This window comes from Rubritalea tangerina (assembly GCF_042683245.1).
Lineage (GTDB): Bacteria > Verrucomicrobiota > Verrucomicrobiia > Verrucomicrobiales > Akkermansiaceae > Rubritalea > Rubritalea tangerina.
Map to the genome: position 1 here is coordinate 40,091 of NZ_JBHUJB010000013.1, position 22,277 is coordinate 62,367.

At 50.9% G+C, this 22,277-nt stretch carries 25 protein-coding genes; 11 read left to right on the forward strand and 14 right to left on the reverse strand.

Going from position 1 to position 22,277, the window contains the following annotated elements; genetic code table 11:
- The first annotated feature begins 43 nt into the window (after positions 1-43).
- Positions 44-952 (forward strand): shikimate dehydrogenase, encoded by a 909-nt coding sequence (aroE, locus tag ACFSW8_RS02845; protein WP_377085975.1) that lies wholly within the window; start codon positions 44-46, stop codon positions 950-952.
- On the opposite strand, the gene ACFSW8_RS02850 is transcribed toward aroE, so the two are convergent.
- Together ACFSW8_RS02850 and mtnP are read right to left on the reverse strand one after the other, a co-directional pair.
- Positions 946-2,037: an FmdB family zinc ribbon protein gene (locus tag ACFSW8_RS02850; RefSeq protein WP_377085976.1), complete on the reverse strand. Its 1,092-nt coding sequence runs from the start codon at positions 2,035-2,037 to the stop codon at positions 946-948. The genes aroE and ACFSW8_RS02850 overlap by 7 nt on opposite strands.
- A 61-nt stretch (positions 2,038-2,098) precedes the next feature.
- The gene (gene mtnP / locus ACFSW8_RS02855; protein ID WP_377086027.1) at positions 2,099-2,959 is read right to left on the reverse strand and encodes an S-methyl-5'-thioadenosine phosphorylase; all 861 of its coding nucleotides are present in this window, start codon (positions 2,957-2,959) and stop codon (positions 2,099-2,101) included.
- Between the two features lie 78 nt (positions 2,960-3,037).
- On the opposite strand from mtnP, the gene ACFSW8_RS02860 reads away from it, so the two are divergent.
- Together ACFSW8_RS02860 and lipB are read left to right on the forward strand one after the other, a co-directional pair.
- On the forward strand, positions 3,038-3,838 hold the full coding sequence (locus ACFSW8_RS02860) for a L,D-transpeptidase family protein (protein ID WP_377085977.1): 801 nt from the start codon (positions 3,038-3,040) through the stop codon (positions 3,836-3,838).
- Between the two features lie 39 nt (positions 3,839-3,877).
- Positions 3,878-4,522: a lipoyl(octanoyl) transferase LipB gene (gene lipB, locus ACFSW8_RS02865; protein WP_377085978.1), complete on the forward strand. Its 645-nt coding sequence runs from the start codon at positions 3,878-3,880 to the stop codon at positions 4,520-4,522.
- 80 nt (positions 4,523-4,602) lie between these two features.
- Here the strand turns inward: lipB and ACFSW8_RS02870 are convergent, their stop codons facing one another.
- From ACFSW8_RS02870 to ACFSW8_RS02885, 4 genes are all read right to left on the reverse strand, one after another.
- A complete protein-coding gene (locus ACFSW8_RS02870) occupies positions 4,603-5,325 on the reverse strand; it encodes a metallophosphoesterase family protein (RefSeq protein ID WP_377177389.1) in 723 nt (240 codons plus the stop codon).
- Positions 5,326-5,646: 321 nt separating this feature from the next.
- Entirely contained in the window at positions 5,647-6,540 is an 894-nt protein-coding gene (locus ACFSW8_RS02875; protein WP_377085981.1) for a hypothetical protein, read from the reverse strand.
- A 15-nt stretch (positions 6,541-6,555) separates the two neighbouring features.
- Positions 6,556-7,458 (reverse strand): ABC transporter permease subunit, encoded by a 903-nt coding sequence (locus ACFSW8_RS02880; RefSeq protein WP_377177391.1) that lies wholly within the window; start codon positions 7,456-7,458, stop codon positions 6,556-6,558.
- Complete coding sequence (locus tag ACFSW8_RS02885; RefSeq protein ID WP_377085984.1) at positions 7,455-8,324, reverse strand: ABC transporter ATP-binding protein; 870 nt, start codon at positions 8,322-8,324, stop codon at positions 7,455-7,457. The genes ACFSW8_RS02880 and ACFSW8_RS02885 overlap by 4 nt, the downstream gene beginning before the upstream one ends.
- A gap of 274 nt (positions 8,325-8,598) precedes the next feature.
- Between ACFSW8_RS02885 and ACFSW8_RS02890 the strand changes: the two genes are divergently transcribed.
- Positions 8,599-9,717 carry a phosphoserine transaminase gene (locus tag ACFSW8_RS02890; protein WP_377085986.1) on the forward strand — a complete coding sequence of 373 codons (1,119 nt, stop codon included), beginning with the start codon at positions 8,599-8,601 and terminating at the stop codon, positions 9,715-9,717.
- A gap of 127 nt (positions 9,718-9,844) precedes the next feature.
- On the opposite strand, the gene ACFSW8_RS02895 is transcribed toward ACFSW8_RS02890, so the two are convergent.
- Positions 9,845-10,402, reverse strand: coding sequence for a CIA30 family protein (locus ACFSW8_RS02895; RefSeq protein ID WP_377177393.1), 558 nt, complete (start codon positions 10,400-10,402; stop codon positions 9,845-9,847).
- 287 nt (positions 10,403-10,689) lie between these two features.
- On the opposite strand from ACFSW8_RS02895, the gene ACFSW8_RS02900 reads away from it, so the two are divergent.
- Complete coding sequence (locus tag ACFSW8_RS02900; RefSeq protein WP_377085991.1) at positions 10,690-12,153, forward strand: arylsulfatase; 1,464 nt, start codon at positions 10,690-10,692, stop codon at positions 12,151-12,153.
- 38 nt (positions 12,154-12,191) lie between these two features.
- On the opposite strand, the gene ACFSW8_RS02905 is transcribed toward ACFSW8_RS02900, so the two are convergent.
- From ACFSW8_RS02905 to dapA, 5 genes are all read right to left on the reverse strand, one after another.
- On the reverse strand, positions 12,192-12,977 hold the full coding sequence (locus ACFSW8_RS02905) for a LamG-like jellyroll fold domain-containing protein (RefSeq protein WP_377177395.1): 786 nt from the start codon (positions 12,975-12,977) through the stop codon (positions 12,192-12,194).
- Positions 12,978-13,066: 89 nt separating this feature from the next.
- Complete coding sequence (gene panB, locus ACFSW8_RS02910; protein WP_377085996.1) at positions 13,067-13,831, reverse strand: 3-methyl-2-oxobutanoate hydroxymethyltransferase; 765 nt, start codon at positions 13,829-13,831, stop codon at positions 13,067-13,069.
- A gap of 13 nt (positions 13,832-13,844) precedes the next feature.
- A complete protein-coding gene (gene folK, locus ACFSW8_RS02915) occupies positions 13,845-14,354 on the reverse strand; it encodes a 2-amino-4-hydroxy-6-hydroxymethyldihydropteridine diphosphokinase (protein ID WP_377177397.1) in 510 nt (169 codons plus the stop codon).
- A gap of 20 nt (positions 14,355-14,374) precedes the next feature.
- Positions 14,375-15,112, reverse strand: a complete 738-nt coding sequence (gene dapB, locus ACFSW8_RS02920) for a 4-hydroxy-tetrahydrodipicolinate reductase (RefSeq protein WP_377085999.1) — start codon at positions 15,110-15,112, stop codon at positions 14,375-14,377.
- Between the two features lie 18 nt (positions 15,113-15,130).
- The gene (gene dapA / locus ACFSW8_RS02925; RefSeq protein WP_377086000.1) at positions 15,131-16,009 is read right to left on the reverse strand and encodes a 4-hydroxy-tetrahydrodipicolinate synthase; all 879 of its coding nucleotides are present in this window, start codon (positions 16,007-16,009) and stop codon (positions 15,131-15,133) included.
- Between the two features lie 136 nt (positions 16,010-16,145).
- Between dapA and ACFSW8_RS02930 the strand changes: the two genes are divergently transcribed.
- The 6 genes from ACFSW8_RS02930 (at position 16,146) to ACFSW8_RS02955 (ending at position 20,454) form a co-directional block, all read left to right on the forward strand.
- On the forward strand, positions 16,146-16,541 hold the full coding sequence (locus ACFSW8_RS02930; RefSeq protein WP_377177399.1) for a peptide chain release factor family protein: 396 nt from the start codon (positions 16,146-16,148) through the stop codon (positions 16,539-16,541).
- A 54-nt stretch (positions 16,542-16,595) separates the two neighbouring features.
- Entirely contained in the window at positions 16,596-17,411 is an 816-nt protein-coding gene (locus ACFSW8_RS02935) for a thymidylate synthase (RefSeq protein WP_377086002.1), read from the forward strand.
- 42 nt (positions 17,412-17,453) lie between these two features.
- Positions 17,454-17,744, forward strand: a complete 291-nt coding sequence (locus ACFSW8_RS02940; protein WP_377086004.1) for a hypothetical protein — start codon at positions 17,454-17,456, stop codon at positions 17,742-17,744.
- Between the two features lie 43 nt (positions 17,745-17,787).
- Complete coding sequence (locus ACFSW8_RS02945) at positions 17,788-18,162, forward strand: VOC family protein (RefSeq protein ID WP_377086005.1); 375 nt, start codon at positions 17,788-17,790, stop codon at positions 18,160-18,162.
- A 74-nt stretch (positions 18,163-18,236) separates the two neighbouring features.
- Positions 18,237-19,616: an L-serine ammonia-lyase gene (locus ACFSW8_RS02950; protein ID WP_377086007.1), complete on the forward strand. Its 1,380-nt coding sequence runs from the start codon at positions 18,237-18,239 to the stop codon at positions 19,614-19,616.
- A gap of 43 nt (positions 19,617-19,659) precedes the next feature.
- Positions 19,660-20,454: an NlpC/P60 family protein gene (locus tag ACFSW8_RS02955; RefSeq protein ID WP_377086008.1), complete on the forward strand. Its 795-nt coding sequence runs from the start codon at positions 19,660-19,662 to the stop codon at positions 20,452-20,454.
- A gap of 3 nt (positions 20,455-20,457) precedes the next feature.
- Here the strand turns inward: ACFSW8_RS02955 and ACFSW8_RS02960 are convergent, their stop codons facing one another.
- On the reverse strand, positions 20,458-21,360 hold the full coding sequence (locus ACFSW8_RS02960) for a tetratricopeptide repeat protein (protein WP_377086009.1): 903 nt from the start codon (positions 21,358-21,360) through the stop codon (positions 20,458-20,460).
- A 180-nt stretch (positions 21,361-21,540) separates the two neighbouring features.
- Positions 21,541-22,227 (reverse strand): PEP-CTERM sorting domain-containing protein, encoded by a 687-nt coding sequence (locus tag ACFSW8_RS02965; RefSeq protein ID WP_377086013.1) that lies wholly within the window; start codon positions 22,225-22,227, stop codon positions 21,541-21,543.
- Positions 22,228-22,277 lie beyond the last annotated feature (50 nt).

Consider the following 22,277-nt stretch of genomic DNA (forward strand, 5'->3'; position numbering starts at 1 on the left):
TACAATCTGTGGTGAAAAACTTGCAGCAAGCACAGCAACCGCTATGCAACACACCCAGATGAAACACGTCTACACACTCTCCGATCTCCGCGACCCTGCATTCGCTCAAAGCGCCCCCAACGCGAAACTCGCTGTCATCGGGCACCCGATCAAACACTCAGCCTCTCCGCAAATGCACCAAGCAGCTCTCGACGCTGCTGGAATCGACATCCAATACATCCGGGTAGAAGTCGAACCACATCAAGTAGAAGCATGCTTCGCAGAAATGGAACGCCTCGGATTTATTGGCTGTAATGTCACTGTGCCTCACAAGCTAGAGGCCATGGACCTCTGCCACGAACTCACAGAGGACGCCAAAGCCCTCGGCGCCACCAACACCATCCTCTTTAAGGACGGCAAGCGTATCGGCCATAACTCTGACGGCCCAGGACTCGCCCAAGCCATCTACGAAGACTTCGGCAAGTCGCTCACCGAACTGCGTGTACTCATTCTCGGTGCCGGAGGTGGAGCTGGCCGAGCTATCGCCACTCAATGCGCCCGTGAAGGGTCTCCCGCAATCTACCTCTCCAACCGAACCGTCGAAAAACTCGAGCCCATTGCCGAGTCGCTCACTAACGAATATGGAGCAAAACTCGTTTGCACACTCTCAAACGCAACGGAAGACCTCACCACTGCAGCAGCACGTGTCGACCTCATCATCAACTCCACTTCTCTAGGGCTCCACTTTGAAGATCCCCTTCCTCTGCCTGAGTCAGCGTTGGCTTCTTCTCAGATGGTCTATGATGCCATCTATAACCCACCCCTCACTCCCCTGCTGGCAAAAGCCCAAGAACTGGGAGCTAGCACATCCAACGGGCTCTCAATGCTCTTACATCAAGGAGCTATCTCATTTGCATTCTGGTTAGGACAATCACCTGACCTAGCAGCTATGCGTCGCGGGCTAAATTATTGAGACCTCCCAGACTCAAGCCCCGGCTCCATCCAATCAAGAGCTCTAACACCTGATAAATGAAGCTCTGGAGCTTCCTCCCCGGGTCTCCACTCTAAATCGGCATGCACCCTTAACAAACCTGCAGTATCCTTAGCGCCAATCACACGTTCATCATCATTTTTAAGCGCCTCAAGCTTATCAAATGCTTCATTCAGCTGCCCATACAGTGGGTCATCCATCTCGACAACCACCTGTGGAGATTCATTAAGACGCTCACCTGCTAATACTTTTGGCTGGTAAAAGATGAGCTGCAACGCTGCCCGGCTGCGCCCGCTGCCAACATGCCTGCGCCTCACATAGAGGCGAAAACTCTCCCTCGCCCCATCGGGCTTCTCAGCAAGAAAATTACTCCACGATTTTTCAGAGTACCTAACGTGTTGCTCCCAATCTAAAAGCCACTCACCATCAATCTCCCAAAATACTAACTCAAATACATTCTCCACTCCGTCACGCACCAAGAACTCAACCCGATCACGCCCCTCCAGCGATTCATATTTTTGCCCTAACAACTCTAATGGGGGTGCCGGCGCAACAGCATCAATATCCTCAGCATGCTTCTCCATACTCAGGATCTTCCGCACCCCACCTACCACCAAAGAAGAACGCTCATTCACCGAATTTGCAGCTAAAAAACGATCATAATTTTTGAGACATTTCCCCCCTTCCTCTAACAAGGTTTGTTGGTACTCACGCTCAGCCTTCACAAATTGATTTTCCTCAGCACCCTCGCCCTCTTCGAGCTGTTGATTATAGATAGCAAAGCCGACTCCTCCCACCAATAAAATGACCCATAGTGCTATCGCCATCCTCCCTTGACGCCTGCGACGGACCTTTTGCATAGACACAAAGTCAGCCACATCTAGACCAGGCACCCCGTGATGGTCATCCGACTGAACCACTCGCTGCATCTGGTCGATCGAGGTAAAATCTGCTTTCCTAAACGGACTCTCACCACAATCAGGACAGGACGCTTCCCTCGACAAAGGGGAGTCTGCAGAAAAGATAGCATTACAGGAATCACAATGGTGCTGGTCTGGATCACTCATAGGCACTTCGATCTATTTGAATTACCAACTTTTCTGCTCGAGAGAAATCGAAAAATCCTTCTCAAACAAACCTCTCAACAATTGGCCCTAGTTTCTTGACCGTCTCCTCAGGCCAATACTCCTTTGGCGTGATAATCGCATGCTCGAGTGCTTGGTGCTCCATCCATTGCGACTCCACATCTATTGACTCGATCGTCCGCTTAACTACTTTCTGAGCGAGTGCAGCGTTCGCCATCAGGTGACCAATCACTGTCTGAACATTGACAGCCTCCTCTTCTTCATGCCAGCAATCATAATCAGTTACCATCGCCATGGTAGCCAATGCCATTTCAGCCTCGCGCGCCAACTTCGCCTCAGCCACATTCGTCATGCCAATCACATCAAAACCTAGTTGCCGATTAGCAAAACTCTCCGCCTTGCTCGAAAATGCCGGACCGTCCATATTCACATAAGTGCCCCCGTCATGCACCTTCGCCCCCTCAGCCTCACAGGCTGCTAACAGCAACGCACGTAAGCCATGGCTCACCGGCTCAGCAAATCCGATATGAGCCGCTATCCCATCCCCAAAAAAAGTATGCTCCGCCCGCCGACTCGTCCGGTCGTAAAATTGATCAGGTAGCACAATATCTCTCGGAGCGTATGCTTCCTTCAAACTCCCAACCGCCGCCACACACAAAATAAAACCAACCCCCAAACTCTTCATCGCCCATAGGTTCGCCCGATGGTTGATCTCATGAGGTAACAATCGGTGCCCTCGTCCATGCCGCGGTAAAAACCATACTTGCTTCCCAGATATTTGACCTCCCACAAAAACATCCGATGGCTCGCCGAACGGAGTCTCAACCACCCGTTCCTCATTTTGCTCAAACCCCTCCATACTATACAACCCACTCCCTCCAATAACGCCAATAGCTTGATTCATGGCGCAAAGGGTCGCAGAGATCCGCCAACTCACCAGTAAAAAGCTGACAAGATTTCCACACAGTGCTAATTTCCTAGCATGTCCTTGCTGAAATGCCTTATCTGCCACCCCATCGGTAGAGTTTTACTGCTCATCCTCCTCAGCACCTTCGCGTATTGCCAAATAATGAAACACTCAAAACCTCGCTCAAACCCACTCAGCTCTCTTAGCCCTGAAGAATATGCCGATGGCAAATTGCGCGCAACTGATGCTGCCCAACGAGTGACCCCGCTACTACAAAACCAGCTCCAAGAAAAGCAACTCAAGCTTGGTGCCCCAATCTTCATTCGCATCTTTAAACAATCTCTCGAACTCGAAATCTGGATTGAATCTTCCGTCACACAAAAGTTTGAACACTTCAAAACCTACCCCATCGCTGGCATGTCAGGTGCGCTTGGCCCCAAACTAGCCGAGGGCGACCGCCAAGCCCCCGAAGGGTTCTATGCCGTCAGCAAAAGATTAATGAACCCTCGCAGCCGCTACCACCTCGCTTTCAATATTGGTTACCCCAATTCCTATGACCGATCCCTAGGGCGCACCGGCTCCGCGATTATGGTCCATGGCTCAACCGTCTCGATCGGTTGCTTCGCTATGACTGACGCAAAAATTGAAGAAATTTACACACTCTGTGATGCAGCTCTCAAGCACGGCCAACCCTTTTTTAGAGTCCATTGCTTCCCATTCCAGCTCACAGAAGAAAGTCTATCCCAGCACAAAGAACACCAATGGCTGAGTTTCTGGGAGGAACTCCAACCCGGTTACCTATTCTTCGAACAACATCGACGCCCGCCCAACGTACTCATGCAACAGGGGTCTTACCAATTCGAGACAGACAGCTAATCCCTTTACACTTCTCACTTTTCGCTTATCACTCCCTCCATGCAGCTCGTCGACCAATGGTTAGGATCAAACATCGCTTACAATGACGCCCTCGCCCTCCAGGAAAGTAAACTCAAAGAAGTTCTCGATGGAACCAGCCCAAATACCTTCTTCCAGCTAGAGCATGCTCCCGTCTACACCATTGGACGTACGCGCGATAAATCTTCACTGCGAAACCCAGCACACCTCCCCCACCCAACCATTGAAATTAATCGAGGTGGACAGGCCACTTATCACGGCCCAGGACAACTTGTCGGCTACCCAATCGTCGACCTCCGCCCCCTCGGAAAAGACCTTCACACCTACATCAGAGCCATCGAACAAGCCCTCATTGACACCTGTAATCAGTACGACATTGATGCCACTAGACGAGATGGTCTCACCGGCGTCTGGGTCGGTCACCGTAAACTTGCCTCCATCGGCGTTGGCGTCCGCAAATGGATCGGTATGCACGGCTTCGCTATCAATATCACCAAGGAAAGCCTCATCGGCTTTCTGTCCATTACCCCATGTGGCCTCGATGGTGTGAAAATCACCTGTGTCGAACATGAAGCAAAGCGCCCCATTAGCGTCCAAGACTTCGCCAAAACCTGCTCAATACAGATGCAACGCTGCCTCTCAGCCCTCGAAACCCCTACTCCATAAAACAAATGCCGAACCTCTAGGCACGGCATGCTGACTTCACTCGTCACAGTCGATGGTCTACTAGACCTCTAGACTGCAAACTATCTCCCTTGTGAGAGACGGTCGGCGAGAACCTTCGGCAATCCAGCATCGAGAATCTTCTTCTGAGTTGTCTCAATGTCGTACTCCAAACGGCGGAATGTCACGATCTTGTTGTCTGTATCATAAATACAGTAGGAGGCTTTCCACTCGCCGTCACGCGGTTGCCCCACTGAACCCGCATTGATGAAATACTTCATCCCTGGCTCAATCGCTACTGAGTCTGGTGTCACTTCTTGAACTCGTGTGCCTCGTACGAATACTCGAGGAACATGCGTGTGACCGTGGAAACAAACCTGAGTAAACTGGTAGGAAAAGTTAGACATCGCATCGAACTTGTTGGTCACATAGTTCCATACATTCGGTTGGTCCAATGTAGAGTGTACAATCGTAAAATCCTCAACCTGACGGACCATGCGCATGCGCGCTAACCACTCGCGTTGCTCAGCACTCAGTTGATCACGAGTCCACTGCAATGCTTCTGCCGCTGTCGGGTTCATCATCTCTAATGAATGTTCACCACCTGCATCCTCATCGTGGTTACCTTTGACAACTGGGCACCCCATTTCCTGAATCTTCTCCAAACACTTCACTGGATCAGCATTGTAACCGACCACATCTCCGAGACACACATAGCTGTCACAACCCTGTGCGTCGGCATCAGCGAGTACCGTCTCAAGGGCCTCCCAGTTAGCGTGAATGTCTCCAAATAAAGCGATTTTCATTATGAAATTGGTGGTTTCCCTAGCTTTGTCATCTAGGTAAAGAAAGCAATGCACGTAAGTGACGGAATAGAAAAGAAAAAAATGCTTTAGCTCCCTAAATAAGAATTGGATCCCCTAGTGCGGTGTGGACAAATTGATTTGCTAGCCGATGAGAGATGATTTCGTGACTGGCAAGGCAGTGAGTGAGGAGTCCCGCTCGCGCGGGATGACCACATTGCCAACACAGCACTGTGCCAAATCATCCTCGAAGCACGAAATTGGCATCCATAGCTCGGTGATTTCTCATCTCATTGTCTTCCTGTTCACACCACAGTAGCATACCTATTTGCTAGGTGGTTCAGCACGTAAACGATCCAACAATGCCTGCATCCCATAGCGAGGTTTCACCGGGTCTTCGTCTCTCAGGTAATTAGATACCAAGCGAATAGCATTAGCCTTATTGCCATAAAGTTGAGCCATACCTATAGGTTCATCCACTTTCACCTTTGGATGCATCTGCAGCGCACATAAGCCATTCACTAACGACGGCACCCGTGTGCTGGGCGCTGATTCGTACAACCACCTGCCCAATGCATACGCCTCTTGCACCTTCTCAGGCATTCGCATCAACGTATAAAAAAGATCACTCTGTAACATCAATCGCTGCTGATCACTCAACTCAAGTTCCGTAAGTGCTCGCTGCAAAATCTCCACCACTCTGGGGAAATCCTGAATCCGATGCACACTCGACCAGAGCCGTGCCCGCTGAAGTCGTAAACCCAAATCCTCTGGGTTCGCATGAATCCCCCGCTCCAATAAGCTATCACCCGTGTATATCGATTCCTTGAACAAACGCTGCCTTCGTAGTGGCGCATATTCCTCGTTTTTCTGGTAAGAACCCGCAGCATTGTAGGCCATGTGCCAGGCCCCTAGATCCCAGTAGTAAGGATTGTAGGGATCCAACATAACAGAGGTCTCGATCGCGCCCTCTAAAGCTGTCCAATCCTGATTAGTGTGATGCTTACTCGATGACAGTACTGTCAAAGCCGCCAAGGTCGGTCTCAAGCTCCCAAAGGTCGCAATGAACCCCTTCTGGCTCAACCCAGCTCGTGACTCCATATCAAAAGCCGGAGTCAATACACGCTCACGTTCTAACTCCTCACTCAGAGCATGCTCATAGCCCATGCGTACCCACCCAGTTAACACTAGGACGACAACAACGACTAGTAAGTTCATCCAAGTGCTCCTCAACTAAAGCTCCTTTCGCCTAAAAACAAACCAAGACAAACATGTGTAAATAGCTGAGTACAAAACCGCTACCAAACTCACTTGCCATAGTAACCGTAATGGAACATCCCTCCCATTTATCACCCCATCCTCAATTCCCAATAGCTTGAAATCAGGAAATAATAAAGCGACCCACCGAGTCATCTCAAGCATTCCCGAGCTCTTCCCCAAACTCTGCTGCTCCAAAAAATAATCCCTAGCTTCCCCCTGGATTAATCCAATCACCACCACAACCACAGTGATAACTATCGTAAACAAGGTAGACGTCGAAAATGTCGACACCAATAAGGCTATCGAGGCCACAACTAAAGCTTTCAAAAATACTGCCAATACCCCCGCTTGCATTCCCCAGCTTACCCCCTGTGCCCTTATTGCCTCCACACTCTCAGCGATGTACACCTCTGACCTCCCCATCTTTTGCAAAGCCTCCGACTGGGCCGATACGATAGACTCCACCCTCGAATTCAAGATCAAACAAAATAAACCATCCATCACTAACAATCCTACCCCAACCAGTAACATCACCCCCATTAGCTTACCTAACAGATAGTCGAGACGCTGCACCGGCTTACACAGAATCGTATAAAGAGTCCTATCTTCTATGTCCTTAGGCAACAACAACGCCGTAGCAGACAGAGCCAATATCACGGAAAAAGTATTCATCGCAAAAAAGCCAGCCCCCTTCATCACCCGCAAGTTCTGCTCTACCGCACTCACCGCCCCCAACATACTCATGTCCACAAATTGTATTCCCAACACGATCAACGCAAATACCACCAAAAAGTAAAAGACCTTCATCCTCACCAATTGCGTGAACGTATGCCCCGCTATCACCATTACCCTCGGTATCGATAAAAAATCTCTCATCTCGCTTCCTCCCCACTTTGCTTTGCGATCTCTAAAAACAAATTCTCCAGACTCTTCCTCGGTGCCGAACATTCAATGAGCTTGCCACCCGCCTTTGTAAGCATGCTCTCTAATTGTTCCATGTCCATGCTCTCAATGCCCTCCACTAAAATCTCCCTCTGACTGCTCACCGCTGTCAGTGAGTCCACACTCCCCTGCATCACCATCTTTCCGTTAAATAAGATTCCCACTTGGTCACACACCTCTTGAACTTGCTCAAGTAAATGAGAACAGAGGAAAACAGTCACCCCACTTTCCTTAAGCTTGAAAATTAAGTCCCTGATCTGTCGCGAACCCACAGGATCCACTCCAGCAGTGGGTTCATCTAACACGACAAGCTGCGGATCTTGTATCAGCGCTTGGGCTAGGCCAACGCGTTGTAGCATCCCCTTTGAATATCCACCGAGACGCCTATCTTTAGCGTCTTCCAAAGAAACCAATTCTAACAACTCACGAATCCTGCCCTCCAGCTGCTTTCCACGCATGCCACAAAGTTTTCCGTAAAACTTTAATGTCTCCACCGCTGTCTGATGCTTATAGAAATAGGGATTCTCCGGTAAGAACCCCACATACTTCCTCGCATCCACTTTCATCGAATCATAGCCAAATACCCGACACTCCCCACTCGTCGGTGCCACGAGACCTAATAGGGCCTTCATGGTTGTCGACTTTCCCGAGCCGTTAGGCCCAATCAGCCCGTACACTTCCCCCTTCTGAATGCGTAACGAAACCTCATCGACAGCCCTAAAAGTCTTCCTCCGAAACGACGAAGGGTAAGTCTTCACTAAGTCTTTAATCTCAACAGCAGCTTCCGTAACGTTCACCATCTAGCCGAAAGCATACGCCCCAACACCCTCATGACAATGCAAATACGCCCCCGACTTTGCCTCCCCAACCCCACCCAAACTTGCGCGCCACCTTTTCAACCAACCTAAGCACATCAATGGAATGGCGACCCGCTCACAACCTACGTCCTGATCCTGCCACCAAAAATTGCCCCCCATCAGGAGATTATCTGACAAACTGACAACCCACTACCTTGACTCACATACCCCTCGAATGTAGCACATGGGGCATACTTACTTCTGACCACTCAATCACATGTCAAAGCCAACAACGAAACCAGCACGTCCATTCTTCTCTTCAGGTCCATGCGCCAAGCGACCTGGCTACGATATTGCTAATCTCAACCAAGACTGCCTAGGTCGTTCCCACCGTTCGGCCATCGGCAAGAAGGTGCTCCAAGAGGCGATCGACAAAAGTAAGACCCTCCTCGGCATTCCCGACGACTACCTCGTAGGCATCGTGCCCGCCTCAGACACGGGTGCTGTTGAAATGATTTTATGGCATACCCTCGGTGCGCGTGGAGTGGATGTCTGCCACTGGGAATCATTCGGTAAAGGCTGGCTCACAGATGTGACCAAGCAATTGAAGCTCGATAACGTTAACGAAATCACTGCTGATTACGGACTCCTTCCTGACCTCAGCCAAGTCGACCCAGCCAACGACGTCGTATTCACTTGGAATGGAACCACCTCCGGTGTGCGCGTTCCAAATGCCGACTGGATCAGCGATGAGCGCGAAGGAATCACGATCTGTGATGCAACTTCTGCCGCATTCGCCATGGACCTCCCATGGGAAAAACTCGATGTCACCACCTACTCGTGGCAAAAAGTGCTCGGCGGTGAAGGTGCGCACGGAATGATCGTTCTCAGCCCTCGTGCCGTCGAACGCCTCCAAACCTACAAGCCAAATCGCCCACTTCCAAAAATCTTCCGCCTCACTAAAGGTGACGAAATCATCGCCGGTATTTTCAAAGGTGCCACCATCAACACGCCTTCCATGATCGCCGTTGCCGACTATATCGACGCCCTTAACTGGGTCGAATCAATCGGCGGACTTCAAACAATGATCGACCGCGCATCTGCCAATGCCGCAGTCATCGAAAAGTTTGTCGCTGAACGTGATTGGGTCAGCAACCTCGCCGTCGACCCAGCAACTGCGTCCACCACTTCCGTGTGTCTCACTCTCTCGCTTGAGGCTGACCGTGTGAAATCGATGGTGAAACTTCTCGAAGCTGAGGACGCAGCTTACGACATCGGTGCCTACCGCGATGCTCCTGCAGGCCTCAGAATCTGGTGCGGCGGCACAGTCAATACCGAAGACATCGAGGCCTTGGTCCCATGGCTCGACTGGGCGTACGCTGAAGTTCAAGGCTAAGTGCCTGATACCTCGAAGTGATCTCACAATAGAGTGAGTTGATTTTACCAAGGCCCCTTCCTCTCGGAGGGGCTTTTTTTGTCCTGCTGCTGCAAGCGCCCTATCCGACATCTGCCTTATTATACCTCTACTTGTAGGCTCCGATGGATTCCACTTCTAAATGAAAGTCTCCATCTTTCTTGTCATAAAGCATGAAGCCAATGCTCGTGATCTGATCAGTCTTGAACTTCACTCCCGGCAGCTTCCGTCCAAATGATGTCGCATAAAAATCGGAAAAAGGCACCTTCACTGTCACCCATTCCCCTTTCGCAGGCTGGATCGGACTCCAAAATGCCACTCGCCATCCCCCCTTCGTACGTGCTGTGAGGTAGTACTTCCTCCCATCACCTTTAACCTTCAACTCTATCCCCTCAAAACCAGATAAATCCATTTCCCTGCCCGAGGAACGAATCGATGAGAACCCTCCATTATTCTCCAAAGAAATCTTCCCCTCAAAGACTAAGCGCCCACTCTCATCCACCGCTGCCCCACCCTGTGACAAACCTCCCATTACGCCATCATTCACAGCCCTCCAGTTCATGCCTGAACGCATCGATTCCAAATCTGCTAAAACCATCTTCTCATTCGCAGCCAATGACCCAATCAATACAAAGGGCAAAGTCACTCTCAATAATCGCATTTTCATATCTCCGTACATTTCTGCGCAGCTCCCACCCATTCAAGTACAAGCACCGCATCCTCAATATCACCCACTTCTAGATTTTGTCTAATAAATGTCTACATCACCTCGCCTGAGCACCCAACCCAGTTCCTAAACCACCCCTCCAAACCTCAGAGAAAACCGTCTCTATTCCCTCTAAAGGCTGACCTTCTATCCCTTTCCTCATCTCACGCATACGCCCGACAAAAAAATGTCTCCCTGAGAGCATTTCTCAATAATACTCATGCGGACTTCTGCATAGCTTTTGTAGAATGATGAAAAAGATACTCCTCAGCCTCTGTGCCCTATTACCCGTCTCCAGCTTCGCTGAAGATCAAGCCAAGCCACCCAACATTATCTGCTTTCTCGTAGATGACCTCGGCTACGGTGAAGTCGGCGTCTACGGCCAAAAGAAAATTCGCACACCACACATCGACAAACTCGCGCACGACGGCATCAAGTTCACCCAGTTCTACTCCGGTCAAAACGTTTGCGCCCCCACCCGTTGCGCCCTTCTTACTGGCAAGCATATGGGCAACGCCGCCATTCGTGAAAATTCCTCCCACCTCCGAGGGAAAATGCCCCAATTTAAAGTCTATCAAAAACAAGACGGCTTCCCTGGACAAGCTCCACTCCCCGCTGAGGAAGTTACCGTCGCCGAAGTTCTAAAAGAAAAGGGTTACTCCACTGCATGCATCGGAAAGTGGGGGCTCGGGTACCCGCTGGATGAAGGTAGCCCGCTCAAACAAGGCTTCGACTTCTTCTATGGCTACATTTGCCAAGTCCAAGCACACAACTATTACCCACGCTACCTCTGGAAAAATGACAGCAAAGTCGACCTCCCTGGTAATGATCGCGGCCTCACAGGCCAGACCTACGCAGCCGATGTCATGCGTGAAGAGGCCCTCAACTACATCAAACAAAACAAAGACAATCCCTTCTTTCTCTACTACGCCACTCCTATCCCACATGCGGCCCTCCAAGTCCCAGAGGATGAACCCTCACTCGCTGAATACCGCGAAGCATTTGGTCCAGAAAAGCCATACGTCAAAGGTGCTGGTTACCTACCTAACAAAACTCCGCGTGCCACCTATGCAGCAATGGTCACACGCATGGATCGCACTCTAGGTATGATGCGCACGCTCTTAGAAGACTTAGATATCGATGACAACACCCTCATCCTCTTTGCCAGCGACAATGGCGCCACCTTCAATGGCGGCTACGACCGCGCCTTCTTCAATGGCAATGGTCCCCTTCGTGGAAAAAAATGCGACCTCTATGAGGGCGGAATCCGCGTACCTGCTATCGCAGCATGGCCAGGGAAAATCCAACCAAACCAAACCACATCAAATATCACTGCCATCTGGGACTTCCTCGCTACCGTCTGTGACATGACTGGTGCCACACTTCCAGAAAACACTAACGGAATCTCATTCCTCCCAACCCTGCTGGGTAAAGAACAACCCCAACACAAATACCTTTACTGGGAAAGCCGCCTCACCAAAGGACAACAAGTCGTTCGCATGGGGAAATGGAAAGGCATTCGTAACAATGTGATGAAATCAGGCAGCTCCACCCCTCTCGCCCTCTATAACCTCGACTCCGACATCGGTGAAAAAAAGAACCTCGCAAAACAATTCCCAGAAGTGGTCGAAGAACTAGAACGCTACATGCGCTCAGCACGTACCCCAAACCCACTCTTCCCAATGGGCGCCTTAGAAAAAGAATACGAATAATGGTAAATACTTGTGCCAGGCCTGCCCCCCAAAGCCACTCATAAGTTCCTGCGGCGGCGTGCCAAAAACGCCGTCACCCCCAGTGCTAACAAACTCACTGAGGAAGGCTCGGGCACCCCCTGTAACACATTAAGAATATCCTGCGCACTCTCCCCAGCGGTGAAAGTCACCACCCTTGCCTCATCTATGTGACCATCGAAAAATGTCGCGCCCCCCGGGTCCACTGAAAAATGGGCATTCTCATGCGTCGGCACTCCAGCATAGTTCGCCCCCTGAGCCACCCCATCAATGTAAAATTCTGTCACTCCTGCAGAACGAATTAATGCCAAGTGCACCCATTGGTCCGCCACGAATGTACCCGCATTGCCATTCACATCCGATATCCAAGCCACATTGTGCTGGCTCGCCCCCCATCCATTGCTGACAAGGCTTAGCTTGAAGCCTCCCCCACCACCTAACGAAAATACATTCCCGTTATTAGCCCCCTGTCCAGATGCTCGAGCAAATACACCAAATGCAAAATTGTCATCTGCTATTCCCGTTAGAGCATTACCAAACCACCCTTGGTTCGTCGCTGCAGACGTGTCAATGTAAGCCGTAGAACCCGGAGCAAAAACGCCTGTAGTCCCCACCCCCACACTTCCTCCATTTATCTGATTCGTCAGATCCCTATTGTTACCTGAGGAATCTAACGGAAGGTTGTTTGCCCCCAAACTACCAGCCTCACCAAGCCGGTATTCCGCAAATAGCGAAATCGCTGCATGGCTCGAACTCACTAAAGAAAATAAACATACGGCATGGAGAATCTTGGGAGCGAACTTCATAGGAGGTAAAAATAAGGTCAATCACAACCCTATTCCACTCATCCAACACCACGCAAGACCTAATCTCCCCACCCCATTGCCCCAAGAAATCAAACTTGGTCAACGTACCAACGTACCGCCTTCGTCACCTCAGTAGAAATATCAGCCTGCGGCTTCGCAAATGGTGGTACAAACCATGGATACCCACCAACCAAATCAGAGATCACTGCAACCTCACCGTCACATGTCTGCTCGCCACAACCAATACCAATAGTGGGAACTTCCAACTCTTCAGTCAAACGCTCCGCAGTCGCCGCCACCACACTCTCTAATACAATTGCGAAAACACCTGCATCCTCCAAGGCCCGACAACCCTCTAAAATAGCCTCATACTCAGCCTCAGACTTTCCTTTCTTCTTGTAGCCGCCTTCCTCTAAAACGCGCTGCGGTAACATTCCCATGTGCCCAAACACTGGAATCCCCGCATCCACAATCGCTTTCACCTTATCAAATTGTCGCACCCCACCCTCTAACTTTACAGCATCAGCACCAGCTGCCACTAAACGCTTTGCATTCGCTAAAGCCATCTCAGCAGTATCATATGAATGAATAGGTAAATCACCCACGATTAACGCATTCGAACACCCACGTGCAACCGCTTCTACATGGTGCAACATGTGCGACATCGTCACATGTGTTGTGTCAGGATAACCTAACACCACCATCCCAAGCGAGTCGCCCACTAGCAATAAGTCAACCCCAGCTTCATCCAGCAAACGAGCGCTGGGATAATCATAAGCAGTGAGACAAGCAATCCGCTTGCCGCCCTTTCTCATCTTCAGCGCCTGAGCCTTCTCCTGACTGCGTGTCTTCATTGCGTCGTGTAGCTTACCAAATTGATTGCACCAAGGTCAAAGGAGGTTCATCGGAATCCAAATACCTGTGGTGCTCAGAAATCGTCACCGTATCCCCAGGTAATACCAAATTAGGCCGGATGTCGTTCAGCGGCTGAAGCACAAACCGACGCTCCAATAACCTCGGATGCGGAATCGTCAAAATCTCCTCGCTGATCACCCCGCTCCCAAAATACAAAATATCCACATCGATGACCCGCGGTGCATTCTGCTCGTATACAGCCTCGCGCCCTAAACGAAATTCTACCGCCTGCGTCATCTGCAGTAACTCGTATGGCTCACCAATGTAATCAATCTCAATCACCGTGTTGTAAAAGTCCGGTGCATCACTCGAACAATCCACCGGCTGACTCTGATAGATCGGAGCCTGAAGGTACAGCGATTCCGGGTCCACTAAACCCCTCAACATATCTCTCGCAACACGAATATTCGTGAGCCGTTGCCCCAGGTTTGCCCCCAGTGCTATGCCAACCCGTGTCGCCATACCAATTCACTCATCAAGACTTACTTTAAGCCTAAAACATCCTGCATGTCATAAAGCCCAGGTCCTCGACCTTGTAACCAAATAGCTGCCCGTACCGCACCACTCGCAAATGTCATTCTGCTTGATGCCTTGTGGGTTAACTCCACACGCTCACCATCCGCAGCAAACATCACCGTGTGATCGCCCACAACGTCGCCACCACGTAATGTGTGCATCCCAATCTCCCTTGATGGACGCGGACCAATGTTTCCTTCACGCCCATGAGTCACATCATCCTTGTAGCTTGTGGCTGTCTCCTCATTGAGAATTTCTAACAATCTACGTGCAGTACCAGATGGTGAATCGATCTTATGCTTGTGGTGCATCTCTGTGACTTCAATGTCAAATCGCTCATTGCCCAAAATCTGAGCAGCTTTCTGAGTGAGATAAAACAAAGTATTCACACCAACAGAGTAATTCGCAGCAAACACTATCGGTAATGTCTTCGAAGCTTCCACAATGCGAGCTTTCTCCTCGTCACTATGGCCAGTCGTCCCAATCACCAATGGCGTGTTATTCTCAAGAGCCGCATTCAGCACGCTCTCAGTAAAATTGTGAACAGTGAAATCAATCGCAGCATCCACCCCCTCAAAAGCTGTAAGAAGGTTCTCACCATGGTCGTGAGTCTGCGCCACTGCAGCATGAGCATCCGCCTCCGCTGCCTCAATCAATGCCTGACCCATGCGGCCAGAACGTCCTAAAATAAGAAGATTTGTCATAAGTATCAGTAGGTAAATTTAGACGAGAGAATACTTCTGAAGTAGCGAACGCACATGCTCTAACTTCTCCCCCTCCAATGGCAACATCGGCAAACGAATTTCATCTGAGCAAAGCCCCATCAATGCTGCTGCAGCTTTGATGGGCATCGGGTTTGTCTCTACAGACATCAAGGTGCTCAATAAATCAAAGTATTCTTCCTGAATGGCTTCCGCCCCTGCAACGTCTCCAGCTAACATCGCATTCACTAATGCTGAAACCTTGTCTGGCACGATGTTCGATGCCACAGAAACTACACCACATGCCCCACGCTTCATGAATTCAATAGTCAATGGGTCATCCCCAGATAAAATCTCAAATCCATCAGGAAGCGCCGCTTTCAAGGCGTCCACACGCTCCACGTTCCCTCCAGCTTCCTTGATAGACACCACTGTCTCACAATCATTCGCCAAGCGCGCAGCTGTCTCAGGCGCAATCTCTACCACCGAACGACCAGGTACCGAATACAACATGATCGGTAGCGAGGAACTTTCAGCTACCGCTCGGAAATGGTGGTACAATCCCTCCTGAGAAGGCTTGTTATAGTAAGGTGTGACTTGCAGAGAGGCATCCGCCCCCAATGCCTCAGCTTCCTCAGTCAAATGAATCGCCTCAGAAGTCGAATTCGCACCAGTTCCAGCGATCACCTTCACTCTGCCTGCCGCAGCATCCACCGCGATCCGAATCACCTCTAAATGCTCGTCCGCATCCAAGGTCGGTGACTCACCAGTCGTGCCTACAGGCACGATCCCTTGAACCCCGCCGGCTACCTGCTTCTCGATTAACTGACGGAAAGCGGACTCGTCGACGCGGCCCTCACGAAAGGGTGTGATTATTGCTGTATGGGTTCCTGCGAACATGTGCGCAGCCTAATCATGGATCCTCTTGAGTCAACGCTCGTTTTCCCCCCACTACTTGTTCCCTCCAGATTCAGCAAAACCCTCCCCCCAGCTTCGCTGGATGTTCTCCTCAGACAATGCTATAAGCACCATCCAAATGCCACTCGATCCCCAACTCGAAACCCTCCTCACCAAACTCGGAGCCCCTCCTGCCACTCTCACCGAAAAATTCATCCTCGGATCAGGCGCCGGTGGCCAAAAAATTAATAAATCCTCCACCTGCGTCTACCTCAAACACCACCCGTCAGGAATCGAAATCAAATGCCAAGCCGGACGCTCACGCGAACACAACCGCCAACTCGCTCGCCTCGAACTCGCCAACAAACTCCGCGCCCACTACCAACAAGCCGCTGACCAAAAACGTGACGCCCGAGAAAAAAAACGACGAACCAATCGCCCGCGCTCACGCAATTCCAAAAATCGCATGCTCAAAAATAAAAAGCATCACGCACAAAAAAAGAACTTGCGTAAACGCCCTGGCCTCCACGACTAACATCGCTGCTAAAAATACTTCACACTTCACTATTCCAACTCCACACTCCCACTCATGCAGCAGTACCTTGACCTACTCAAAGATGTCCTTGAAAATGGAGAAGAACGCCACGACCGCACCGGTACAGGCACCCTCTCAGTCTTTGGGCGCCAAGTACGCTACGACCTCCGCCAAGGATTTCCCTGCCTAACGACAAAAAAACTCCACCTGCGCTCCATCATCCACGAGCTGCTCTGGTTCCTCAAAGGTGACACCAACATCGCCTACCTCAAAGAAAATGGCGTGCGCATCTGGGACGAATGGGCTGACGAAAATGGCGACCTCGGCCCCGTCTACGGCCAACAATGGCGCTCCTGGGCAAAAGAAGATGGTTCCACCATCGACCAAATTGCCCGCCTTATCCACGACCTCGAACATAACCCGCACTCACGACGCCACCTCGTCTCAGCTTGGAACGTTGGCAAAGTCGATGAAATGGCCCTCCCCCCCTGCCACCTCCTCTTCCAGTTCTACGTCCACGAACCGAGAGAAACGGGCGGCAAACCTGGCCTCTCTTGCCAACTCTACCAACGCAGTGCCGACCTCTTCCTTGGAGTCCCATTCAATATCGCCTCCTATGCCCTCTTTACCATGATGATCGCCCAAGTGCTCGGCTACGAACCACGGGATTTCGTCCACAGCTTCGGCGACCTCCACCTCTACAAAAACCACCTCGACCAAGCCAAACTCCAACTCACCCGTACCCCGCATACCCTCCCCACCATGTGGATCAATCCAGAAATTAAGGACATTGACGCCTTCACCTACGAAGACTTCAAACTCGAAAATTACGAGGCCGACCCACACATCAAAGCGGCCGTCTCCGTTTGAAAATTCGCTCACCATTCAACATTAAGCACTCAACACTTACTCATGAACCTTCCTCGTAAAGGCAGTAAAATTATCACGCTCGACGACGTCCAATACCGCTGGCGCGCCTATTCCACCCAAAAAGGTACGGAAGTGCGTATCGCCTTCAACGAAATCGAGGGCGGACAAATCCTCGTCGCTCAAGTCCCCAAACTCTTTAACCTCAAATGGGTCGTCCCCATCATCGACTTCGGCCTCGAAAATGGCTGGGAACCTGACGAATTCGGTGACCCAGTCTACATCAGAAAAAACCGCGAAACCTACCGGGTCCTCGAAGATCACGAAATCGACTAAACCATTCACATTCATACACTATCCACTCTCACTTCTACACACTATGAAATTCTTACACACCCGCATCCGAGTCAGCAACCTCGATACCACCATCGACTTCTACCAAAAACTCGGATTCAAACTCCGCGACCGCAAAGACTCTCCTCAAGGAAATAAACTCGCCTTCCTCGAAATCCCCGACTCCGAGCACTTCCTAGAACTCTGCTACTCACCCGATTTCAAAGTCGACTTCCCCGAAGACCTCATGCACACCTGCGTCGGTGTCGATGATGTCATCGCATACTGCGATAAACTCGAAAATGATGGCATCGAAATCTGGCCTGAAAATTGGCGCAGCAAATTCGCAGACCCTGCAAACCGTCAAATGGCCTTCGTGACCGACCCAGATGGCTATGAAGTTGAAATCCTCCCACTCTAGCAGAGGGATCTAACCAGCTGAAAATTTCACCCCGCGCCTCGAGCTAGCTATCGAGACGCAACCCCACTCGCGCTATGCACGTCTCCGTACTCGACCTCTTTAGCATCGGCATTGGCCCATCATCGTCTCATACCGTTGGCCCAATGAAAGCAGCTTGCTCCTTCATCCAAGCGCTCGCCGATAAACAACTGATCGCGCAAACTGAAAATGTGCGCTGCGACCTCTACGGTTCGCTCGCAGCCACTGGTAAAGGCCACGGCACAGACATGGCTCTCATCTTCGGCTTCATGTCCGAAATGCCAGATACCGTCGACGTCGCGACCATGGACTCCCGACTCGATACCCTCAAGTCAGAAAATAAAATCTCCCTGCCCGGCGGTAAATCCATCCACTTCGACCCCAAGCGCGATCTCGACTTCCACCGCCATCAGCCGCTCCCACTCCACCCCAATGGCATGCACTTCTCCGCCAGAGATGCCTCAAATAACGTCATCTTTGAAGAAATTATCTACTCCATGGGTGGTGGCTTTATCTCTAGTGAAGAAGAACTCAAAAACCCTCAACCCGATGCCACGCAAACTGCCGGACCACATCCCTTCGACTCCGCTGACGACTTGTTAGAAATCGCCGATAGCCTAGGCTGCGACCTCTCAGAAATCATGCTCGCTAACGAAAATGCGATCAGACCCGAGAAACAAACCCGCGCCGCACTCGACCAAATCTGGGCAACCATGCAGGAATGTGTCGAAAATGGCATCGCTAACAAAGGCACTTTGCCAGGCGGTCTCAAAGTAAAACGTAGAGCACATACCGTTTACCAACAACTCACCACACGTGCCGAATCCACCCTCTCTGACCCGCTCTCAGTCCTCGACTGGGTCGGCCTTTACGCTCTCGCTGTGAACGAAGAAAATGCAGGACACGGACGCGTTGTCACTGCTCCAACCAATGGCGCAGCCGGCATTATCCCCGCCGTCCTCCACTACGCCACACGCTTCAAGCAAAGCCCCCATAAAGATGGCATCCACCGCTTCCTCCTCACCGCCGGAGCCATTGCAAACCTCTACAAAAAAAATGCTTCTATCTCAGGCGCCGATGTCGGCTGCCAAGGAGAAGTTGGAGTCGCCTGCTCAATGGCAGCTGGCGCTCTCGTCGAATTCCTCGGCGGCTCCCCAGCCCAAGTTGAAAATGCCGCTGAAATTGGTATGGAGCATAACTTAGGACTCACCTGCGACCCTATCGGCGGCCTAGTCCAAATCCCCTGTATCGAACGCAATGCCATGGCCTCAGTCAAAGCGATCAATGCTGCTAGAATGGCAATGAACGGCGATGGCTCACACTTCGTCTCACTCGATAAAGTCATCAAGACCATGCGCGACACCGGACGTGACATGCAGGAAAAATATAAAGAAACTGCGCGCGGCGGCCTCGCAGTGAACGTCGTAGAATGTTAGTCGACGTCTCACAGAAAAGCCTCCATACTCATTGCTCAAGCACATGAGCAAAAAAAAACAACAATCCAACAAGTCACGATCACCAAGCTATCGCGCTGTGCTCGTGACTTTCTTTTTGCTCTGCTCCGCAGCCACCCTAGCCACCTGCCTCTGGCTCTTCCAAGATGAATGGCGCCTCACCAGCATCTATGCCAAATCTAAAAAAGAAGCCCCAAACCCAGAGCTCTATAGCGTCCTCAAAAAAGACATCCAATCCCGCCAAGCTCAACTCGCAAGACGATATACTAACGCCCAGTCAGAGTCAGAAAAACAAGCTATCATCGACGAGTCTAGAAGCCTCATCCTCTCTGCAGCGCCACTCATGATGCGTTGCTGGCTCGGCACCCCTTGGGACTACAACGGCACCTCCGAAACCCCCGGCCAAGGACAGATCGCCTGCGGCTACTTCGTCAATACCATCATGCGTGACCTCGGCTTCAACCTCCCACGCATTAAACTCTCACAACAAGCTTCTCAAATCATCCTCGGAGCTTACGTCCCCAAAGAGGCCATGACCATCCGCTCAGGTATGGGCTATCAGGCCTTTTGCCAACTCATCCTCTCTCGCCCCGCTGGTATCTATATCGTCGGGCTCGATAAACATGTCGGCTTCATCGTCCACGATGGCTCCAAACTCCACTTCATTCATTCCTCAGGACGCCCCCCATGGTGTGTGGTGGATGAAAAGCAAAACGACGCACCAGCCCTCGAGGCCTCAACCTATCGCGTCTTCGGAAATGTCACAGCGCAAGATGCCACCCTCGAAAAATGGCTGACCAAATCCGCGATCTATCCCTAAGATTCAGGCACTCAGCTTTGAGAGCTTCTTCTGCGCTTTCTTAATCAGGCTGTCGGCTGACTTCTCGTCATCGGAGATCTTCAAAAATTCAGCATAGTTCTCCACCACTGCCGCATACTCATGGCTCTCTGACTTGATATTCCTCTCGTAAATCTTGACCGCAGCTTTGAAGTGCTCATTTGCTTCCTCAGCCTCACCACCTTGGCATAGTGATAGAGCCAAGTTCGCATGCGATTGCGCCGTGTCAGGATGAGCTCCTCCTAACACTTTCAAGCGAGCTTCCAATGCCATCATATTCATCTCTCTCGCTTGCGCCGCCTTCTCAGACTTTAAGTATAAAGCTCCCAGATTATTACACAGCGTCGCAGTCTTCTCGTGCTCCAAGCCCAATGTGTGATTACAGATGTCTAAGCCCTTTAAGAACAAATCTTCAGCCGCATCATAGTTTCCTATCGACCGATAGATAAAACCAACATTGTTACAAACATCGGCCACCTCCTCAGAGCTTCCCATCCCCGCACGCTCGTATAGCTCAATCGCACGCTCATAAAAACGCACCGCCTCGACGTCGTTCTCCACACTATCGTATAGTACTGCAACACTCGCACTGATACGTGCTAACACTTGGTCGTGGTCCCCTTCAAGCTGGTTAAGAATCTCTAATGCCTCGTGGTACCTATACCTCGCATCTTCCAAATGCCCCGTCTGCCTCAACAAATCCGCTTGAATCTCTAAACTACCCGCTAACGCAAGCTCTGAACCACCTTCTTGGTGAGCCACTGCACTGCGCGCCTTATCTACCACTGCCTGCGAAGCGTGATACGCTTCCTGCCATTCGCCTTTCTCACAGAGCGTTTCCACCCTGTCTGAGAGCATCTCAATTATATTTGCCGTTCCAGCATTCATTTATTCCATGTGGGGTTATTATTATGGAGGGAACTCTATAGAAATAACTGTAAACGACCGTTCACACAATAAAAATCGTCCTCTCTTCTTTCCCTCAACCACCCCCCAAAAAAGATCCCCAGCCCGAACAAACTCGGACTGAGGATCCATTTTCATGTGTTGGGAAGTTCTTATGCTCCTCTACTTGCGCCTGCGAAGAATCAGCGCCATTCCGCCTAACCCTAATAACGCAGTAGCGCTGGGCTCAGGGACCGCACGTACAACAATACCCGCCGCTCCGGGATCACTGCTGCCTAGCCCATGAATGTCAAAAGCCGTCTCACCAGCCCCAGTTGTGAATGTACCAATCACAGAGCCGCCAGTACCGCGAGTCAAAGTCGCACTCGCGAGCCCGCCTGACTGATCCTGAAATTGCGTGGTTCGCCCACTGATACCACCACCTCGGTTGTCATTGATCCCAATAATTTGAATCTTGTATGTAGTATTCTCTTCTAGTCCTGCAATGTTTAACACCCAAGGGTCAGAGCCATTACCAAATGCACTGTGGTATTGGTTCAAATTGTCGAGATTGGCATCACCCGTGGAATAGCCAAACGCACCAGACCCACCCACATCAGTGAAGTCCACCCCGTTGATAGCCGTTGTCGCCTGCCCAAAGTTCAGTGCGCCTCCTGCCGCAAGGGCATTGCTTGTACCAGATGGCCATACATCCCATGTGAAGGTGAGATTCGCAGCGGCCTCTCCATCATTGATGATATCAGTTGCACTCGTGATTGGGGCAACTCCTGCGTCCCAAGTAATCACTGCTGCTTCCACACCCGTCAGTGTCGTCATACCCGCAATCAGCGGAATTAATGTCTTTTTCATTTTGTCTATGTTGTTGCTTCCAAGGCCCCTGATTGCACAGTCACACAACC

Excerpts from the sequence above, each read along its gene's own strand:
- ACFSW8_RS02965 (WP_377086013.1), bottom strand. The coding sequence starts at position 22,227 with ATGAAAAAGACATTAATTCCGCTGATTGCGGGTATGACGACACTGACG.
- ACFSW8_RS02880 (WP_377177391.1), bottom strand. The coding sequence starts at position 7,458 with ATGAGAGATTTTTTATCGATACCGAGGGTAATGGTGATAGCGGGGCAT.
- aroE (WP_377085975.1), top strand. The coding sequence starts at position 44 with ATGCAACACACCCAGATGAAACACGTCTACACACTCTCCGATCTCCGC.
- mtnP (WP_377086027.1), bottom strand. The coding sequence starts at position 2,959 with ATGAATCAAGCTATTGGCGTTATTGGAGGGAGTGGGTTGTATAGTATG.
- folK (WP_377177397.1), bottom strand. The coding sequence starts at position 14,354 with ATGGCGACACGGGTTGGCATAGCACTGGGGGCAAACCTGGGGCAACGG.
- ACFSW8_RS02875 (WP_377085981.1), bottom strand. The coding sequence starts at position 6,540 with ATGAACTTACTAGTCGTTGTTGTCGTCCTAGTGTTAACTGGGTGGGTA.
- ACFSW8_RS02940 (WP_377086004.1), top strand. The coding sequence starts at position 17,454 with ATGAACCTTCCTCGTAAAGGCAGTAAAATTATCACGCTCGACGACGTC.
- ACFSW8_RS02860 (WP_377085977.1), top strand. The coding sequence starts at position 3,038 with ATGTCCTTGCTGAAATGCCTTATCTGCCACCCCATCGGTAGAGTTTTA.
- ACFSW8_RS02935 (WP_377086002.1), top strand. The coding sequence starts at position 16,596 with ATGCAGCAGTACCTTGACCTACTCAAAGATGTCCTTGAAAATGGAGAA.
- ACFSW8_RS02890 (WP_377085986.1), top strand. The coding sequence starts at position 8,599 with ATGTCAAAGCCAACAACGAAACCAGCACGTCCATTCTTCTCTTCAGGT.
- ACFSW8_RS02870 (WP_377177389.1), bottom strand. The coding sequence starts at position 5,325 with ATGAAAATCGCTTTATTTGGAGACATTCACGCTAACTGGGAGGCCCTT.
- ACFSW8_RS02885 (WP_377085984.1), bottom strand. The coding sequence starts at position 8,324 with ATGGTGAACGTTACGGAAGCTGCTGTTGAGATTAAAGACTTAGTGAAG.
- ACFSW8_RS02930 (WP_377177399.1), top strand. The coding sequence starts at position 16,146 with ATGCCACTCGATCCCCAACTCGAAACCCTCCTCACCAAACTCGGAGCC.
- lipB (WP_377085978.1), top strand. The coding sequence starts at position 3,878 with ATGCAGCTCGTCGACCAATGGTTAGGATCAAACATCGCTTACAATGAC.
- ACFSW8_RS02955 (WP_377086008.1), top strand. The coding sequence starts at position 19,660 with ATGAGCAAAAAAAAACAACAATCCAACAAGTCACGATCACCAAGCTAT.
- ACFSW8_RS02850 (WP_377085976.1), bottom strand. The coding sequence starts at position 2,037 with ATGAGTGATCCAGACCAGCACCATTGTGATTCCTGTAATGCTATCTTT.
- ACFSW8_RS02900 (WP_377085991.1), top strand. The coding sequence starts at position 10,690 with ATGATGAAAAAGATACTCCTCAGCCTCTGTGCCCTATTACCCGTCTCC.
- dapA (WP_377086000.1), bottom strand. The coding sequence starts at position 16,009 with ATGTTCGCAGGAACCCATACAGCAATAATCACACCCTTTCGTGAGGGC.
- dapB (WP_377085999.1), bottom strand. The coding sequence starts at position 15,112 with ATGACAAATCTTCTTATTTTAGGACGTTCTGGCCGCATGGGTCAGGCA.
- ACFSW8_RS02895 (WP_377177393.1), bottom strand. The coding sequence starts at position 10,402 with ATGAAAATGCGATTATTGAGAGTGACTTTGCCCTTTGTATTGATTGGG.
- ACFSW8_RS02945 (WP_377086005.1), top strand. The coding sequence starts at position 17,788 with ATGAAATTCTTACACACCCGCATCCGAGTCAGCAACCTCGATACCACC.
- panB (WP_377085996.1), bottom strand. The coding sequence starts at position 13,831 with ATGAAGACACGCAGTCAGGAGAAGGCTCAGGCGCTGAAGATGAGAAAG.
- ACFSW8_RS02960 (WP_377086009.1), bottom strand. The coding sequence starts at position 21,360 with ATGAATGCTGGAACGGCAAATATAATTGAGATGCTCTCAGACAGGGTG.
- ACFSW8_RS02950 (WP_377086007.1), top strand. The coding sequence starts at position 18,237 with ATGCACGTCTCCGTACTCGACCTCTTTAGCATCGGCATTGGCCCATCA.
- ACFSW8_RS02905 (WP_377177395.1), bottom strand. The coding sequence starts at position 12,977 with ATGAAGTTCGCTCCCAAGATTCTCCATGCCGTATGTTTATTTTCTTTA.